The organism is Amycolatopsis sp. (genome assembly GCF_036008905.1).
Classification (GTDB): Bacteria; Actinomycetota; Actinomycetes; order Mycobacteriales; family Pseudonocardiaceae; genus Amycolatopsis.
The window spans coordinates 1-16,348 of record NZ_DASYMU010000059.1; the positions used below are offsets into that span (position 1 = coordinate 1).

At 66.3% G+C, this 16,348-nt stretch carries 14 protein-coding genes; 5 read left to right on the top strand and 9 right to left on the bottom strand.

Going from position 1 to position 16,348, the window contains the following annotated elements; all coding sequences use genetic code 11:
• Window positions 1-426, top strand: a 426-nt coding sequence (locus VGP60_RS11440) for a hypothetical protein (protein ID WP_327547917.1), incomplete at its 5' end; no start/stop codon positions are given.
• A gap of 491 nt (window positions 427-917) precedes the next feature.
• Here VGP60_RS11440 and VGP60_RS11445 read toward each other — a convergent pair.
• Complete coding sequence (locus VGP60_RS11445) at window positions 918-1,862, bottom strand: hypothetical protein (protein ID WP_327547918.1); 945 nt, start codon at window positions 1,860-1,862, stop codon at window positions 918-920.
• Window positions 1,863-2,370: 508 nt separating this feature from the next.
• On the opposite strand from VGP60_RS11445, the gene VGP60_RS11450 reads away from it, so the two are divergent.
• Complete coding sequence (locus VGP60_RS11450; RefSeq protein ID WP_327547919.1) at window positions 2,371-2,502, top strand: hypothetical protein; 132 nt, start codon at window positions 2,371-2,373, stop codon at window positions 2,500-2,502.
• A gap of 69 nt (window positions 2,503-2,571) precedes the next feature.
• Here VGP60_RS11450 and VGP60_RS11455 read toward each other — a convergent pair whose 3' ends face one another.
• Window positions 2,572-3,369 carry an endonuclease/exonuclease/phosphatase family protein gene (locus VGP60_RS11455; RefSeq protein WP_327547920.1) on the bottom strand — a complete coding sequence of 266 codons (798 nt, stop codon included), beginning with the start codon at window positions 3,367-3,369 and terminating at the stop codon, window positions 2,572-2,574.
• Between the two features lie 445 nt (window positions 3,370-3,814).
• On the opposite strand from VGP60_RS11455, the gene VGP60_RS11460 reads away from it, so the two are divergent.
• Window positions 3,815-4,666 (top strand): LLM class flavin-dependent oxidoreductase, encoded by an 852-nt coding sequence (locus VGP60_RS11460; protein WP_327547921.1) that lies wholly within the window; start codon window positions 3,815-3,817, stop codon window positions 4,664-4,666.
• 1,066 nt (window positions 4,667-5,732) lie between these two features.
• Here VGP60_RS11460 and VGP60_RS11465 read toward each other — a convergent pair.
• Entirely contained in the window at window positions 5,733-8,177 is a 2,445-nt protein-coding gene (locus tag VGP60_RS11465; RefSeq protein WP_327547922.1) for a DUF7617 domain-containing protein, read from the bottom strand.
• Window positions 8,178-8,354: 177 nt separating this feature from the next.
• Between VGP60_RS11465 and VGP60_RS11470 the strand changes: the two genes are divergently transcribed.
• Window positions 8,355-8,903: a hypothetical protein gene (locus VGP60_RS11470; RefSeq protein WP_327547923.1), complete on the top strand. Its 549-nt coding sequence runs from the start codon at window positions 8,355-8,357 to the stop codon at window positions 8,901-8,903.
• Between the two features lie 442 nt (window positions 8,904-9,345).
• On the opposite strand, the gene VGP60_RS11475 is transcribed toward VGP60_RS11470, so the two are convergent.
• The gene (locus VGP60_RS11475; RefSeq protein ID WP_327547924.1) at window positions 9,346-9,723 is read right to left on the bottom strand and encodes a helix-turn-helix domain-containing protein; all 378 of its coding nucleotides are present in this window, start codon (window positions 9,721-9,723) and stop codon (window positions 9,346-9,348) included.
• 9 nt (window positions 9,724-9,732) lie between these two features.
• On the opposite strand from VGP60_RS11475, the gene VGP60_RS11480 reads away from it, so the two are divergent.
• Window positions 9,733-12,087, top strand: coding sequence for a hypothetical protein (locus VGP60_RS11480; protein ID WP_327547925.1), 2,355 nt, complete (start codon window positions 9,733-9,735; stop codon window positions 12,085-12,087).
• A 246-nt stretch (window positions 12,088-12,333) separates the two neighbouring features.
• Here the strand turns inward: VGP60_RS11480 and VGP60_RS11485 are convergent, their stop codons facing one another.
• The 5 genes from VGP60_RS11485 to VGP60_RS11505 all read right to left on the bottom strand — a co-directional run bounded on the left by VGP60_RS11485 (window position 12,334) and on the right by VGP60_RS11505 (window position 16,325).
• Window positions 12,334-12,579, bottom strand: a complete 246-nt coding sequence (locus VGP60_RS11485; protein WP_327547926.1) for a glycosyltransferase family 87 protein — start codon at window positions 12,577-12,579, stop codon at window positions 12,334-12,336.
• Window positions 12,580-12,588: 9 nt separating this feature from the next.
• Entirely contained in the window at window positions 12,589-13,524 is a 936-nt protein-coding gene (locus VGP60_RS11490) for a PrsW family intramembrane metalloprotease (protein ID WP_327547927.1), read from the bottom strand.
• Window positions 13,521-14,096 (bottom strand): STAS domain-containing protein, encoded by a 576-nt coding sequence (locus VGP60_RS11495; protein ID WP_327547928.1) that lies wholly within the window; start codon window positions 14,094-14,096, stop codon window positions 13,521-13,523. Before VGP60_RS11495 ends, VGP60_RS11490 begins: the two co-directional genes overlap by 4 nt.
• A 124-nt stretch (window positions 14,097-14,220) precedes the next feature.
• Entirely contained in the window at window positions 14,221-14,661 is a 441-nt protein-coding gene (locus VGP60_RS11500; protein ID WP_327547929.1) for a DUF1931 family protein, read from the bottom strand.
• A gap of 8 nt (window positions 14,662-14,669) precedes the next feature.
• On the bottom strand, window positions 14,670-16,325 hold the full coding sequence (locus VGP60_RS11505) for an FAD-dependent oxidoreductase (RefSeq protein WP_327547930.1): 1,656 nt from the start codon (window positions 16,323-16,325) through the stop codon (window positions 14,670-14,672).
• Between the last annotated feature and the right edge of the window lie 23 nt (window positions 16,326-16,348).

The following is a 16,348-nucleotide window of genomic DNA, read 5'->3' on the forward strand; positions in this document are numbered from 1 at the left end:
CTCCATGCCGACAACGACAACCCCAATCCGGCAGCCGGGGGCAGGGCCAAGAGCGACCACGGCGTCTTCGGGTCACCCGGTGCCAATGTCTGGTCGGACACCAAGGTCACGAAGACGGTCGACAAGGCGTGGGACAAGATCAACAACGGGGAAGACGGGGTCCGCGTGGACAGGCAGGACGGTGGCAGGACCGCCTACACCGTGCCGATGGGCAAGGACATCGGCTATATCAACGAACGTGTCCCGGACCGGCTGCCCAACGGCGAGGTCAGGCGGGACGCGGCCGGCGACGTGGTCTTCCAACGGGACGCCAACGGCGCATGGGTGCGGGAAATGCAGAAGCTGGACCACATGAAGATGATCGTCGAGGGTAAGAACAACGTCATCACGGCGTACCCCGACCGCATCCGCGACTACGACTTGTGAGCACCGGCTTTGGCTCTGGCGCTGGTGCGTCGGGCCGAGGCCGGTAGCGGGCAGCGGCGGCCAAGGGCTACCGCTGCCCCTGGTGGGTCCGGCTGATCGCCACCGGTCAATAAATGGTGTATTCGCGCGGGATTTGTTCCTCAGGCACGCCGTTGATTCGGGCCGCGCGGAACACCAGGTCCGGGTCGGTCAGCGACGCGGGATGCGCCGTCATGAAACCCACGGCCCGGAAGGCGGTACCGACTCCAGATGGTCACTGCGCGCACCAGCACGGCGGAGCGGTAGACGATGGCGAGCCCGGCCACCCCCTGCGCTGAGGATGTCTCACATGGCGCGTCGAGGACGCTCAACGTCGCCAACGCGCCGTCTGAGACATGCCACGTTTGCCTTTCCCATCAATAACACCGCGACCAGGCCACCATGCCTGGTCAGAAGCGTTGGCACGCTTGCTGTTCCTCCGGCTCGAACGCCGACCGCAGGCGGTGTGCCGGTCACGTCGCGAGTGGTGCCACGAAAGTGCGTCGCCGGCGCAGGTGCAACCGCGCCAGCCGCAAGTGGCGCGACTCGCGGGAGCACAGCGCCACCTCGTCCGCGAAGCGGCGGTCGTTGCCTTCATACACCTGCGCGAAGAGAAGACCGGCTTCGTCCATCGCGTCCACCGCCGCACTCCTGCTTCCCCGCGCTTCAAGGTGGTGGGCGTAGTCGTACAAAGCCCGTGCCAGTTCGCGTTTGTGCCACAGGCTGTGCGGAACCACTTCCCGGTACGCCTCGACGGCCGTCCGCATGTTCTCAACCGCCTCGGCGTAGCGCCGGGCCGCGTAGTCGGCCCTCGCCTGGTTCGCGTGCGATTCCGCCTGCGTTACTCGGGCCTGCAGCTGTTTCCTTTGCGCCTCGTCGATCCGTGCTGCCTGCTGGGTGAGGTCTTCCGCCACGAGAGGCTGGGCGGGCACGTCGGCCGGGCCGCGGCCGGCAAGCCGGTCGATCACCGCCACGTGCCCAGCCGCCACTTGATCGGCCTTGGCCGCGTACCTGTCGCTGAACCGCGCCAGCTCCCGGAAGGTTTCGAGCGCGATGTCGGCCAGTCGCCGCGCCTCGGTTGCTCCGGTCGCGGCCTCGTGTTTGGCGATAAGCCCGGCCAGATCCAATTGCGCGTCCGCGGTCTGGGCATACAGCCACGCGAACCTGTCCTTGAGCGGGCTGTGCCCGGCGGGGAACAGCACTGAGTCACCACCCAGCCGTCGGGTGACCCTCTGAGGATTGTTCACTTCGCGATCGAGCCTCGAATACACGTCCAGCGCCTCTCGTGCCGAGGGCAGCGCTTCACCGCCGTCGCCGAGCGACTCATGGATCTGACTCTTGGTGGTCAGAGTCTGCGCCAGCAGCACAACATCGTCGTCATAGTCGGCTATCGTCACCGCCTCTTCGGCCGCGGACACCGCGATCTTGCTGTGTCGCAGTGCGGTATCCCAGCGCTCCCTCTCCATGGCGTGCGTCGCCTTCGCCAGCGCTCGAGCCGCGCGCGCACGAGAAGCTGTCGCTGATCTCAGCTCCATCCTGCCTCCTCCGTAACCTTTCACCGATGGTCTACCAGGCTGGCTTGGGAGCACACGCGCCTCGGCCTATTGCGGCCAGGGCAAGCCCGACGCGAAGGACGCGTACCGCGGCGCCAGCGACTCACTCTGCGTTGTCAGCAAGGTCGAGCGTCGTGACGAGCGCGGAGTGATCAGTCAGCCCGGATGTCCTCACCGAGTGGCCATATCGACAATCGACAACGGCGCCGCGATGCTGCTCACTGACGAATACATGATCGAACCGGTACCCGTTTCGCCTGCCATCAGCCCCGTCGACCGAGGCTCCGCGGGTGTCGTCTGTACGGCTCATCGCGAACAGACTCTAACGTGAGTGACTGCCTATCAGCGTTCGCGATCGGTTGATCATCGCGCAATGGAACTCGCGGCCGCAATCGGCGACGGCGATCCGGGGCGGGCAAGACCATTGCTGGAACGCGAGGAACGCATCCTTACCAAGTTCTTCGCGTGTGCGACCGTTCGCCATGCGTCGCTGGGCGACGGCTGACGGACACACGAATCGGTAAACGCCTACAGGCCAAGTGATTCGCGGCGCTGTTCGGTTGACCAGCGAGGCTCACGTTTCGGTCAGCGCGATGGTGGGTCGGGGGTTGGTCAGGATGGCCAGCCAGCCGGGGTGGTCGGTGGTGCCCGTCATGTCGATCTTGGTGGTCTGGGCGAAGGACAGGTCATTGCTGGCGTATATGTGCTGGACGCTGCCGTCACCCCGGCGGGAGAACCCGGGTGAGTCGCAGTCCCGCATGCTCGGGGAACCCTGGTCCTCCAGGTTGAAGTCACCGACAACGATGGCCGGCCGCGGATAGCCGGCCGCGCGGCGCATCAGGTCCTGGCACTGTGTGAGCGCGGTCGGTGCGTTGTCCGAGGACAGATGGGTGGTGCAGGCGCTGAGGCCGGCGGCGGGCAGGCATGCCCAGGACCGCAGCTCCCGGTGTCCGTCCGCGGCCGTGTACTGGGCGGCGTAGGTACCGGTCTCCTCGGTGGTGCCGGCGAACCTGCTCGCGACCATGATGATGTTGCCGTACTGCTGGCTACCGTCACGGCACAAGGTGGGCGTGCCGTCGAGGTTGCGTGCCGCGGCGAACAGTGCCCGTGCGGGCCCCATGGCCGGCCGCAGCCGGTCGATGTCACCCGAACACGCCTCGTTCACCGACAGCACCTGCGGCTCACTCGACCTGATCACCTCGGCCGCCTTGGCCAGCACCACGTCACCTCGATAGCAACCGGCCATACCACCGTGGCAGATGTTGAGCTGGAGCACGGTGATCGTCGTCCCAGCGCTCGTCCCGGTGCACGCCGTCGCCGACGGAATGACCAGGAGCCCGAGTGCCGTCAGGACGATGAACACGCGACTCATAGCAAGACATAAGCAGAAAAACCCAGCCCACCACAACACTCCGCAACCGGCAAACAGGGGCATGACAGGAGGCCCCGATCACTGAGCCATACGGACCCGCGCTGACCTGCCGAGATCCTGTTTCCAGATGGAGGCCGTAACCCGTCTTGAGTTTGATCCCGGTGAAAAGCATCCTGCCGCCAAGGGGGCTGCAGCTTCCTCGACCAGATCGGCGCGTTCTACCGGGCACTGCGGACCCGGCACGGCTCGGCTCCGTGCTCGCCAGGCTGTGGGACCGCGTTGCCGGACCAGTGCTGGAGAAGCTGCGGCAACCCCCGAGGCTGAGTGGACACGGCTGTGGTGGATTCCCGTCGGGCACCGCCACGTGGGGTACCGCCGCCGGAACACCATGGGGCGGACTAGGTTCGGAAAAATCATCTGACGTGCTCGAAGGAGAATCGGCTTCATGAAGATCGGTATCGGCCTGCCCAACCAGGTCCGCGACGTCCGCCCGACCGTCATCCCCGCCTGGGCGTCCCAGGCCGAAGCGGCCGGCTTCTCCACCCTCGGCACCGTCGGGCGGATCGCCTACCCCGGCGTCATGGACACCGTCGCCCTCGCCGCCGCGGCCGGTGCGACCAGCACAATCGGCCTGATCAGCAACGTCCTGCTCGCAACCGTCTGGCCGCCGGTCCTGCTGGCCAAGGAACTCGCAGGCATCGACGGCGTCTCCGGCGGACGACTGACCCTCGGCGTCGGGATCGGCGGACGACCGGACGACTTCGTCGCCGACGGAGCCGGCCCGAAGGGACTCGGTAAACGAATGGACCACGACCTCGAGGTCTACCGCGACATCTGGAACAGCAAGCCGGTCGGTGGCGGGGACAACCCCGCAGTCCCCGCCGGCACCCGCGAAATCCCCCTGCTGTTCGGCGGATTCGCACCAGCCGCCCTAGCCCGCATGGCACGCTGGGGAGAGGGCTACGTCGGCGGATCGATACCGCCCGAGATGGTCGCCGGCGCATTCGACGGAGCACGCGCGGCGTGGACAGAAGCCGGACGCGAAGGCTCGCCCCGGCTCGTCGCCATCGCCTACTACGCCTTCGGAGACCCTGACAAGGGCCGCGGCAATGTCCACGACTACTACAGCAACATGGGCGAGCAAGCCGGATTCATCGCATCGACCGTCCGCACCTCAGCAGACGAGGTCAAAGAAGTGGCGAAGGCCTTCGAAGCGCTCGGCGCCGACGAACTGATCTTCAACCCCGCCACCGACGATCCCGACGAAATCACACGGCTGGCCGACGTCATCCTCTGACCGACTCCACCGGCGGCGATCGCGGGAGACAATGCCAACGAACTCCTCCCCAACGGAAAATGCGATCGCGAGAAGTCCTCTGTCGCGAGCACTGAGACCGACCTGGAGAAGGTCTTCGCCTGGACAGCGAGCGCGATCCGCTCGGCCGGGTCTCTGAGCACGGCGATGTCGCGAAGGCCCGCATCCCATTGATCGACCAGGATCACATCAGAGAAACGGAGCTGCTCGTCGACGGTAGGTCATTCGTGGCTTCACCGACGCCCCAGAACGGGCTTGACCTGTCTGGGGCGTCGGTGAAACTGCCCGCCACGGGAGCGAAGAACCGCCATCCATTGGACCGGCGAATCACCGCAGTCCGAAATCTGGTTCGTTAAAGGCTAGTGTCCTGCGCCGGAAATTCGTCCTTGAAGTCCAGGGTGGGCGGATGGGTCGGCCGGTGGCCGAGGTGACGTTGACTGTCGAGGAACGGGAAACGCTGGCGCGGTGGGCGACGTCGTCGCAGGCGTTGGCGTTGCGGTGTCGGATTGTGCTGGCGTGTGGGGATGGCCTTCACGTAAGGATGTTGCCGAGCGGTTGCGAGTGGATCCGGCCACGGTTTCCCAACCCTGGCCCCAAGGCTGGGAAACCCTCTGCGAAGCCGATTGATTGAAATACCGTCACGCCGGCGAGAATGTGCCGACTCGTCGCTCACCACCACAGCAATTACTGACCGACGGTGCAACATCCGCGGCAGACACGCGCTACCGCACTGGACTGCAGAGGTGTCGGCGCGACCGGTCCAAAGCGAGCCTGACCACGCTGCCGCGACACGTTCCGGTGTTAGTCCACCGCGCCGAGCGCCAAAGAGTGGCCGGTCAGCGTCCCGGCTGGAGCTGGTCGATGCGCAACGCCGTGAGTGCGATGGTCCGCCCGTTGCCATCGGAGAACTACGTCCCCGATGGACGGAGCGACGGGCAACATCACAAACTGCGCGGGACTCAGAATTCGAAGAGATCAATCCCGCACAGCGAGAACCGGCCCGCCAGTCCTGTGTGGACTGACGGCCGGCCCGGAACTGCTCAGGTCACTACAGGATGCACAGCAACGAGCATGCCTTCGCCGACGACCGGTTCGTGTACGACGGCGGGGTGCCCGGCGGCGCGTTCACCGGCAGGTAGCCCGCCTTCGCCTGGTTGGTGATCGGGAACAGGTTCAGCAGGGCGTACGTCGAGCAGTGGATCTGTTTCGACTCGCCCGCCTGCAGGGTGAACGGCCCCGACTGGCAGGACGGCTCGACACTGTCCACCACCTGGGTGCCCGTGATGCCCACCGGCCCGTGATTGGTCACGGTGATCCGCCAGTACGCCCTCGCGTTCAGCAGGCCCAATATGCCCACCGGGGCCTGTTTCGCCCACGGCCCCGCACCACCCGGACCACACTTCGCCGCGGTCGCCGAGGCGCAGATCTCCTTGTCGACCGTGACGTTCGGCGTGCACGCCGAACCCGGCGCGACCGGCAGTGTGACCGTGTTGGACGTGAACGAGCCCGTCGTGTCGGTGCCGGTCGCGGTGTTCGCCACACTCGTCACCGCGCAGTCCGTCGCGATCGTCGTGCGGAAACACAGCTGGGGCGCGTCGCCCGCGTAGTCGACCACCAGCTGCGGCTGGTTGCCGCCGCCGAAGTCGCCCGCGCCGGTGAGCACCAGCGTCGTCGTGACCGTGATCGACGGATGCGCGACCGGGGAGACGCCGGTCAGGTCGACCGAGCCGTCCGGGGCGAACCCGGGCGTCGCGACGACCACGCCGTCCTGGTCGATCACCGTGACCCGCGAGGCCGCGAAATTGACGTTCGTCGGCGTGATGCCGGTCAACCGCGCGGCGGTGTAGCCCTGGACATGCCCGGTCCCGCCGTCGCAGTAGAAGTCGCCGGGTTTCAGCGACACCTGCCCGCCGGACCGGACGCAGGGCGAACTACCCGTCACCGGGTCCATCGAGAACAGCACACCGGCGTCGCCGAGGCCGATCAGGCATCCCGTCGGCGGGTCGAAGGTGTAGCCGTAGTCCCGGGTGTTGCCCCCGTTGACCGTCGGGTGGGTGATCGGGACGGGCAGACCGGCGCACGGTGCCGCGGTGGTCCAGTCGTGGCACAGCGTCGCGCCCACGTACGGCCCGCCCCAGATCGCCAGGTAGCTGCGGACGTGGCCGTTGGCGTCGGTGATGACTTCGGGATTGAAGACGATCACACCGGGGGCCAGCCCGGTCGCGGTCGAGGGTGCCGCCAGCGCTGAGCCGTCGATCGCGTAGCAGGTGGTGACGTTCGTGCCGCCGGTCGTGGACGAGCACACCCCGATCGGCGTGCCGTTCGTGCCGAAGGCGGTATAGGCGTTGTAGGTGTAATTCCCGGGCGGACCGGTCGGCTTCGAAGACGCCCACTCGGCACACGCCGTCGCGGTCGCCGGGTCGAAGCAGCCGAGCGCGGGCTGCACACCACCGGGAGTGGAAGACGAGGCGAACACCTTGCCCGCCACGACGATCATCGCACCGTATATGTACGAACTGACGTTGCCCGGCTGGGCGCCGCTGGGTGGAACGATCGGCGCGTACGGCTGGCCCGGGCACGCGCTCTGCGTGGCGATCGTCCAGCAGGTCACCGCGCCGCTGCTGACGACGCCGTAGAGATTGCCGCCGCTTTCCACGACACCGGCGATGTTGTTCACGGCCAACGGAGAACCGCCGAGGGCCGCCAGCGGCCAGAAACCACAGTTGGCCGCGGCGGCCAGGTCCAGGCAGCCGACACCGGCCGACGACGCGGTGGTGGCGGCGTAGTAGACCTTCGCCGGCGTGACGGGGTCGCGGACGTACTGCTGGGTCAGCGTGCTGGTGATGTCGCCGGTCGCCCCGTTGCCGAACGGGCCGGGGGTCGTGTTGAGCGGTTTGGGCCACGGACCGCCGGGGCACCGCTGGCCGGTGCCGACGTCGCTGCACACCAGTTTCGGCGCGGCGGCCCCCAGGTGGTGGTAGATGTTCCAGGCCTGCAACGTGCCGTCGGGGGTGCGGTGCAGCAGCGGGGTGAACCCGTCGCCGCCGGTCGGGGTGGCGATCGTCTGCACCGGCGGGGTGAGCGCGCCGGACAGCGCGGTCGCGTCCGGCCCGGAACGGGGGTTGGTCGCTCGCACGGCGGTCACCCCAGAGGCCGGCTCGGTACCGGTGAAAGTGCTGCCGTCGATGGACCACGACGGCGTCCACCCCGGCGGCGCGTGCAGGGAGCCGGCTTGGTATGCCTGCCCCGCGCCGACCGCGTCGGTGATCGTGGCGGTGCCGGTCCCGGTCGCGTGGTTGTCGTAGCCGACAACCCAGTTCGCGGTGGCACCGTGATCGGCGGGGGAACCGGTGCCCTGCACCGACTTCGTCAGCGCCGACACCGCGGCCTGCGGTGCCGGATCAGCCGAAGCGGGTGCGGGGAAGGCGGCCGCCACGAGCAGCAGAGGCAGGGCGGCCGCCATTGAACGGCGCGCACGCATGCGTCTTCGCATGAATGGTCCTCGATTCTTTTCCGGGCGGATAATGGTCCAGGAATCCTGTCGCCTGACAGAAGGGAAATCCTATGCCGCTACGACGGACCGTTAAAGCGCTCTCACCCGGGCGCCGAAAAGGAGACACCAATAGCGCAATTCGTTACCTTGGCGAAATAGCGGACACTTGACGTGACAATGACCGACTCGGCCGGCGTTCACTCGGATGCCGCCAAGGCATCACTCGTCAGTGCCATGCGCCGTCACCGATCCTGGCCGTCCCGGATAACCGCGACGGCCGTATGTCTCGAATCGATGCATGCCGCCGCCAAATGGGTGCCGGCGTTCTCGATTGGCGTAAGCATTCGCTCGACGCGGAGGCCATCACAGCCGCGCGATAAATTCTATGTGGCCGATTGTGAGGTTTATTGCAAAGAACAAACATGGCGTCGCGCGCCGGCGGAATCGATCTCGGGACAACAGGAAGACGCAGAACACGTCGGCCAATTCCAGGATGGTGGGCCGCACGAGTCTCCGAGTATCCGGACCATCGACCACACCGCTCGGTGGAACCTCGGCGAACCCACCATCGAGAGTTGGCAGCGCAAGCAGGACTGCGGGTGGTCTACCAAGATCGCTCCGGATTTCGTCGCCACACTCCACGGCGTCGACGAGTTCGACCACAACGGGTTCCGCCACGAGCGTTCGCGTGGCACTACCTCCATCGCCTCAGATGGGAACCAGTGATCGCGGCTTGCTGCCCTCGCTGTGCTGACAATGTTGCGCGCTTCCCTGTGCTGGCACCAGGTTGCGGCACAAGCGCTGGCGACGACGACCGAGCTTCGCCGGCCGAACCGGTAGTTGGCACGTCCTGCAAACAGCTTCCGCGGACGGTGTCTGGCCCGGATTCCCGAGCCAGCCGGGACTCCGTGCCACTCGGCCGGTTCGGCTCACCGCTACACGCGACAGCGAAAGTGATCGCGCCGCTGTGGCGCAAGGAATCTGTCGTGCGTTTCACGCATCGACGCGATACCGGAGTCCGCGATGGCCATCGCGGAACTGCTCGGCAAGCTCCACCGTGCGACGCCCGGCGCCGACCACGTCCGCTCCGCCACGCAGGCACCGTAGAGCCCTTGGTGAGCGCGAGTCGGTGCAATTCCTCGACGAGTCCCTTCGTCGAGGCCGCTCCTCAAGAGAGGGGTCGACGCAGCGTGTCCGAAGGGTGCTCGCCGAACATCTCGTGATACTCGCGGGCCATCCGGCCGAGGTTAAAGAAGCCGCCGACGTCGACTGCCACCTCGGTGACCGTCGTGCCCTCGGGATCCAGTCGCAGCAGCGCATCACGCACGGCCTCAAGCCTGAGTCGCTTGAAACTCGCGCTCGGTGTCGTGTGCAGCTCCTCGCGGAAGGTGACCTGCAACGAGCGCTCGCTCACCCCCAGCTGCGCCGCGATCTTCGGGATCGGCGTCGGCGTCGGCCACGAGGTGGCCCCACATCCTCGGCCCGGCCACGCGTCGCATTCTTGGAGATGTGTAACTTGGTCAGCCAGCCCGGGCGGGTGCGGCATGATAGCCCGATGACTGACGGGGTACTTGAGTATCTCTTCGAGAGTTCAGAGTTCGAGGACTTCGGTTCCTGGACCGCCAGGCTCGCCCTGCGAGTACTGCTCGAGGACGCCCTCAACGAGGATGACATCGCCAAGGCCCTGGTTGACGAGCGGCTGCGGCGGAAGGATGTGCGGCAGACCTTGCTTCTCGACGACTCGCTGTCCGCCCGGATCCGCATCGAGCAGGATCGGCTGGTCCATGCGGGTCTGGAACGATCGCGACCGGCGTCACGGTTCGAGTCATTGCGTGCCGGGCACTACTTCTGGCTCGCGACCGTGGCCGGGGTAGGGGTCGGGTACGTCTCGCTACTACGGTTCGCGTGGCCCCGGCTGCCATTGCCGTGGCAAGTGGTCGCGGTGTTTGGCCTGGTTGCGGTGATCGCACTGTCTGGCCGGGCTCTCGTGCGTCGGGTGCCGAGCGTACTTGGCATGGCCGGCGGTCAAGAGATAGGCGCGTTCCAGCCGCATCCCGACCTCCTGTGTATCGGCGACCGGCGCGGGTACCTGCTGGCTGAGATCGTGGTACCGGCCATCCAGGAGTTCATCCGGGCGCGCCGATCGGTGCGCCACGGGACCAAGCTTGTCTACACCGAGGTGGCAGGTCTGTACGAAGTCGACGGCGGGAAGGTCGTGGTGACCGCCGGGGCGGAGCGGTTGCGTCGCATCATCGAACGGGCCGACTCCGGAGCTGTTGCGCTCGCAGGCTCTCGTGGTGTCGGCAAGACGACGGCTATCGAGGCTGTGCGGCAGGGCCGATTGAATAACATCGGCTCGCCGCCCCTGGTGGTCATGACCTCGGCGCCCTCCAACTACGAAGCCCGGGACTTCGTTCTGCACATGCACGCGCTGCTTTGTCGGACCGTAATCGACAAGGTGTCCGAAGCCTTGCGGCCCTTGCTGCCACGGAGTAAGGACGAGCGCTGGGCCGCAGTACGGCAGGGCGTGGTTGAACTGGCCAGTTTCTTCACGTTCGCAATCGTGTGCTTAGGCGCCGCGCTGTTGCTCTGGGGCGTGAGTTTGCCGCGGTTCCCGGTCGAGGTAGGCACAGTGGTCGCCGCTGCGGTAGCCGATCTTCCGGTATCTGCCCAGATGTTGTGGAACTCCCAGCCGCTCAACCACCTCCTCGCGCTCGGCGCCGTCGCCCTTGTCGCGTGGCGGGTCGTCTGGGCGGTAATGCTCGCACCGTTACGGCTGGTCGTCCTGTTCAGTCGGCGCCACCGTCACCGCGACTTGTTCGACCTGCGCCGCTCCGCCGTACAACAACTTGCCCAGACCAGGTTCCTACAGACGCATACAACCGGCTGGTCTGGCAAGCTGAGCCTGCCGCTCAAAGGCGAAGCCGGCCGGACCTGGTCGATGCAGCGGGCCGAACAGCAGCTGACCCACCCCGAGGTTGTCGAGAAACTGCGGTTGTTCGCCGAAGAAAGCTCACGCACGTTACGCGACAACCACATCATCGACCGGATGGTCATCGCCATCGACGAGCTGGACAAGATCGGAGAGCCGGAGAAGGCACAGCAGTTCGTCAACGACATCAAGGGTGTATTCGGGGTCCCGGGCTGCCTGTTCTTCGTTTCGGTGTCCGACGACGCCGTGCTCAACTTCGAGCAACGCGGACTGGGCATCCGTGACGCGTTCGACAGCGCTTTCTCCGAAATGGTTCGTCTGGAGCACTTCACCCTCGACGAGAGCCGGTTGTGGATCGCGCTTCGAATCACGGGGGTCACCGAGCAGTTCTGCTACCTGTGCCATTGTCTGTCCGGTGGTCTCCCACGGGACCTGCAGCGCTACACCATCGAAATGGTCGACGTGTCGACGACGGTCTACGAGCCGCGCCTTGCGACCGTGACCGAAACTCTGGTCCGGAACGACCTTGCCACCAAGATTCACGCGCTGACCAGCGTCACCAGCACACTCGAAGCGACGTCTGAGCATGTCGCACTCAGCGCTAAACTGCTCGCGATCCAAGAAACCACGATCCCGCTTGAACTCGCACGACTCGCCGACGATCTGGTGCGCGAATCCGCAGAAGACTCGGTGAAGCCGACCGACGACATCCGCTGGAACGCCGGCTGCTTCACCTTGTTCTGCGCCACAATCCTTGATGTCTTCAACGACGACCTCGGTAGTGAGGAGCTCACCGCGGACCTGCACCAACTCGCGCTCGCTCGCCGCCAGATGGCGATGCATCCGCAGCTGGCGTGGCGGCGAATTGTGGACTTCCGCAAGGACCGCAGCCTAGACCCAGCTCTATATGAGCGAGTCGAACGCTGGCGATATTTCCCGCAACCACAGCTCATTCGGCGCGAACGGGTCAGGCTATGAGTCTCACTCAGCATGGTAAGTACGACCACAGCCGCAGCGACGACGCATGAACCAGCCCGGCAGCCCTCTTTGGCACACCTGTCCACCGCATTTGTGAGGTCCAGACCAAGATCGGTGCCAACCGGTCGCGGGCGGCATGCAACGAAGGCGCCCCCTCTCGTTAGTGCCAGTTGCATCATTTGGCTAGCATTTGCGCGCAATGAACGGGCGACCATGTAGAGCCGCTAAGAGTGTCGTAGGTCAGCGCTACGATCTGGAGGTCAGATGCTCAGCCACAGGAGAGGTGATCGAGGCGGCGCGGCAGCGGGCCGATAGCTCCGGCACGAGAAAACCGAGCGCCGTCGCGGCCAGCCAGGACAGGCCCGAGACCGCCGCGGCGCGGCGAAGGAAGTACAGCACGAACACGGCCGGGGTCAGTTTCAGCGTCGCGGCCAAGCCGATCAGCATGCCGCGCGGCCACTGCTGCCGCGGCCGGGTGCCCACCGCGGCCACGCCGCCGGCTTACTGGAAATGCCGGGCCGTCGCGACGCGGTACGCCCGCACCGGCGGTGAGGCGCGCCGCAGGTCGCGCGACCGCCGGACTATGGCCAGCAGCCACAGCACCCCGATCAGCGCCACCACGCCCAGCCCGAGCCAGCTCAACGTGGTGTAGAGCTGCACTTGGGTCGAGGTCGGCTCGACGAGCCAGCCGTGCAGCATCAGTTCGTACTGCCAGGGCTGCCCGGTCAGCAGCAGCGTGATCATCGCGGCGATGTTGGACATCGAGTCCCACAGCGCGTGCAGCAGCGAGACGCCCAGATAGGTGGCGACCAGCTTGCCGGTGAGCACGAAGTGTTTGCGCGTGCTCCACGCGAACAGCGTCCCGCCGAGAATCGCAGTCCACAGCCCGTGCCCCATCGGGGCTAACAGCCCACGCAGCAGCTCGGTGGTGACCAGGTCGTTCAAGGAGAGGCCTTGTGGCGTGAACAGCGACGTGAGCGCGTAGCCGGCCGATTCGAAGGCGGCGAACCCGAACCCGACCGAGGCGCCGAGAATCATCCCGTCACGCGTCGACTTCACACTCAGTTTCCGCGTCAGCAAGGCGAGGGCGCCCAGCTTGACCGCCTCCTCGACGAGCCCGACCCCGACGTACAGCCAGGGCGACGGATACAACAGGTAGGCCTCCAGGACCGATGCCCCGAGCACCCCGAGCACCCCGCCGAAAAGGAAAGTGCTGAACATCAGTTCGGCGGTGATCTCCCCGGAGTGACGGCGCTCGAACGCCCACGCCACAAAGGTCGCCGGCACCAGGAAGCTGCCGAGCAGTACCAAAGTCGGAATGAGATGTGGGTTGCCGGTCAGATAGGTGACCACGGCGGACAGCACCCACAGCGTCAACCCGATGCCGAATATCCGAAGCCAGGCACGCTTTCGCGGCCGAAGTTGCACGCCGGTCACCGGCGCCTCCCCCACCGCTCACCGCGGCCATGGGCAGCGGTGTCGATAGTGGCCCGGTACCGGGCCGCCGACCCCGGTTCGGGCACGTCGTCGAGTCCTTCCGGGCAGCGCAGGGCCGACCACAGGAGGGTGCTTGGTTTCGCGTCTTCGAGAGTGGTGCGGTACAGGGCGAAGACCTCGGCGAGGGATTCATCGTCCATCGCGTGCAGGGTCGGGGGCGCGAGGCCGGTCAGCTCGAACAGGCCGTTGAGCGCCACCAGTTTGTTCTCCACCCGGCGCATCAGTTCCAAGAGACTGTCGTCCGGGTGATCGACGCCGGACAGATCCACCAGGAGGCGCCGCGTGCCGGCGTTGAGCAGGCCGGCGAAGTGGGCCGTCAGCAGGTGGATCGCCCGCGCGTCGATCGTCCCGCCCACCGTGACCACGGTGTAGCGCTGGCCTCGCAAGGTCGAGGTGACCGTGAGCTCACCTGCCGTGCCGGCCACCGCGGTGGTGAGCGCGTGGGCCATGAGGTGTTCCAGCTCGGCGAAGCGCCTCGGTTCGTCGAAGTTGTCTGACAGTACGGTGACCATGCTCTGATCCTCCTCGTCGGTGGTCCTGACGGCCTCAACCTGACGGCGCCGAATAGCGGCCTCGCTGCTGACACGGCAAGACAGGTGACCCAGCAGAACAGTGACCCTGGTGCGCTTCTTACGCCTACAGAAGCAGTTCGAAGACGCGGAATACTCGGTCCCAGTCCTCGGAACCGGGATTCTTCACGTCGGGGTCGATGATCTTGAAGGTCCGGGCGAGTGCGACGCTGAGCCCACCGGCGACGGCGGGAAGCTTCGCCTCTGTTTCCCCGCTGATCGTGACATCGAGCGCCGGACGCGCCAGAAGCTGTTCGAGCAGGGGCGCTACTTCGATGTCGTCGTCCATTTTCCGGAACTCGCGCATGCTCTGCTGCAGTCCGTTGGTGATCGGCAGATCCGTCGGCTCGATGACATCGCGCGCGTTGGCCTTAGCCACGGCCTTGGCGACCACGAACAGGTCGTAGATCTTTTGATCGAGGAAGTCGTTGTACCGCTTCAGATCGCTCTTGTCGACGTCCAAACTCGCGGCCGCTCGGAAGAACCGCTCGAACCTCGCCACGCCCATGACAACCATCATGCCTCCGAATAAAGATGCTCGTGAACAAGCCTGATCGCCATCGCTCCTTCACCCACCGCCGAGGCCACTCGTTTGACCGACCCGTGGCGCACGTCCCCGATGGCGAACACGCCGGGCCGATTGGTTTCCAGTGCGAGCGGCGGGCGTGCCACGGAGCGCCACGCGTCGTCCGTCCTGAACGGATCGGCCTCCGCCCCGGTGAGCACGAACCCGTCCTCGTCGAGTGCGACCACACCGGAAAGCCAGTCGGTGTGCGGGGAAGCCCCGATGAAGACGAAGAGCGCGCGCGCCTCTACGAACCTGCGCTCGCGGGTGCGGTTGTCTTCGACGACCAGGGATTCGAGGACATCGTCACCGGCAAGCTCACGGACCTCGCTGTGCAGCAATACTTCTATCCGCGGATGGCGTTCGACCTGGTCGACGAGATAGCGGGACATGTTCTCCGCGAGGTCGCCGCCTCGCATCAAGAGGTAGACCTTGGGCGAGCCCTCCGCGAGGAACACCGCCGCCTGTCCCGCCGAATTGCCTCCGCCGACCACCGCCACCGGGGCGGCCCGGCATCCACGTGCTTCGTGCACGGTCGCGGCGTAATAGACATTGGTCGCTTCGAACTTCTTGATGCCGGGCACGGCGAGCCTGCGGTAGCGCGCGCCGGTGGCGATCATGACGGTGCGGGAAACGATCTCGATACCGTCGTCGAATCCGACGACGTAATAACCGCCTCGCGACTTCAGGGAGAGCGCTTCGGCGGGAACGGCGACCCGGACGCCGAACTTGTCCGCCTGGATCACCGATCGCTCGGCCAGTTCCGCCCCGGATACCCCCGACGGGAAGCCGAGGTAGTTCTCAATGCGCGACGTCGTCCCGGCTTGCCCGCCCGGCGCCATGGCGTCGAGCGCCGACACCGTCAGCCCTTCCGAGGCGCCATAAACGACCGCCGCCAAGCCCGCAGGTCCGGCGCCGACCACGATCAAGTCGCGCAGCCGGTGCTCGGCTTCCGGCTGCCTCAGCCCCATTCTCCTGGCCAGTTCGGCGTTCCCCGGATTCCGCAGCACCTCCGTCCCGCGAAGCACGACGACCGGGGTGTCCTCGGTGGTGACGCCGAACCGGCGCAGCAGGGTCTCGGCCTGCCGGTCCTTTTCGAGGTCGACCAGCCGGTGCGGGAGCCGGTTGCGGGCGGCGAACTCGAGCAGCCGCTTGGTGTCCGGGGAGTAACACGAGCCGATGATCCGGAAGCCGTTGCCGAGCCCGATGAGCAGTGAGCGCCGGACGAGGTAGGCGCGCAGGATCAGGTCACCGAGCACCGGATCCCCGAGCACCAGCCGTCGCAGCGCGTCCACCGGCACGGCCAGCACCTCGCCGGGTTCGGCGACGACCACGCCGACGAAGGCGGGTTGGTCTTCGAGGAGACCGAGTTCACCGAGAAACCGGCGTGGCCCGTGCACGCGGACGACCTTCTCCTCGTCGCCGGTCCCTTCGACGACAGCGACCATGCCGCTGAGGACCACGAAGAATTCGGAGGTCCGCTCCCCCTGTGCGTACAGCACTTCTCCCCGCTGTGTCGGACGGCGTTCCGCCCCTTCGGCGAGCGTTCTGATCTGCTCGTCGGTGAGCTTGGGGAACGCGCCGTCCGGATCCGGGGTCTCCGTCATCGGCGCGCCCACCGCCGCGCTGG